The organism is Rhizobacter sp. P2_H2, assembly GCF_056403375.1.
Genome location: NZ_JBFUFP010001346.1, coordinates 1 through 1,256 on the forward strand (window position 1 = coordinate 1; position 1,256 = coordinate 1,256).

A 1,256-nucleotide genomic window follows, 5' to 3' on the forward strand; every position below is an offset into this window, starting at 1 on the left:
CGGCTGCGGCTGGCTGCCGCACGACTGGCTGTTCGAGGACGGCGTGCGGCGCAGCCTGCGCCAGATGGCCGCCGACGGGGCCGAGCTGGGGGGCTACGGGCTGCCGCACGGGCACATGGCGCTGCGCATCCTGGTGACCGAGTCGCTGGCCGAGCACCAGATCGCGGTCGGCGCCGAGCAGGTGCTCCTGACGCAGGGTTCGAGCCAGGCGCTCGACCTCGTCGCGCGCCGGCTGCTGAAGCCGGGCGATGCGGTGCTGGTCGACGACCCCGGCTACCCGAACCTGATGTTCATGCTGCGCTTTCTCGGTGCGCGGCTGATCGGCGTGCCGCGTACGCCGGCCGGCTACGACCTGCCGGCGCTGGAGGCGCTGCTGGCCGAGCACCGGCCGAAGGCCTTCTTCACGCAGCCGCGGCTGCAGAGCCCGACCAGTTCGGTCACGCCGCTGGCGCAGCTGTACCGGCTGTTGCAGCTGGCCGACGCGCACGACCTGACGCTGGTCGAGAACGACATCTATGCCGACATGGACCCCGAGCCGCGGCCCTCGCTCGCGAGCCTCGACCAGCTGCGCCGCGTGGTCTACGTCGGCAGCTACTCGAAGACGATCTCGCCGAACATCCGCGTCGGCTACGTCGTTGCGCGGCCGGACCTGCTGGACGAACTCGCGCAGCTGAAGATGGTGTCGGGGCTGACCTCGTCGGACATCACCGAGCGGCTGGCCTTCGGCGCGCTGACCGAAGGCCGCTGGCGCAAGCACCTGAAATCGCTGCGCGACCGGCTGGCCGACGGGCACGGCCGGGTGGCGCAGCGGCTGGCGGGGCTCGGCTTCGAGCTGTTCAGCGAGCCGAAGGCGGGCCTGTACCTGTGGGCGCGCCACCCGGACCTGCCCGACGGTGCCGAGCTGTCGCGGCAGGCGGTGGGCGAGGGCATCATGCTCGGGCCGGGGCAGCTGTTCCTGGTCGAGCCGCGGCCCACCGGCTGGCTGCGCTTCAACGTGGCCTTCAGCGACGACGAGCGGCTGTACCGTTTCCTGGCGGCGCAGATCCGGTTGCAGGAGGCGGCTTAGGGTCGGCATGGGCGCGCGCAAAGGCGCGTGGGGGGAGGCCGTGGCGCGCCGGCCGGGTCGGTCATCGCCCCTGGCGGGGCGCTGACTTCCCTCCGCTGACTGGTTTCATGGCCCGTCGCCGAAACTCCCGCCACTCACTTCGTTCGTTGTGGTCAAACAGTCGGCGACAGTCAGTTCACGAAGCGCGCTG

At 71.6% G+C, this 1,256-nt stretch carries 1 protein-coding gene; it reads left to right on the forward strand.

The features are described from left to right. Positions 1 to 1,066: aminotransferase-like domain-containing protein (locus AC1D15_RS32950; protein WP_477829378.1), on the forward strand; the 1,066-nt coding region annotated here is incomplete at its 5' end. Positions 1,067 to 1,256: the final 190 nt, after the last annotated feature.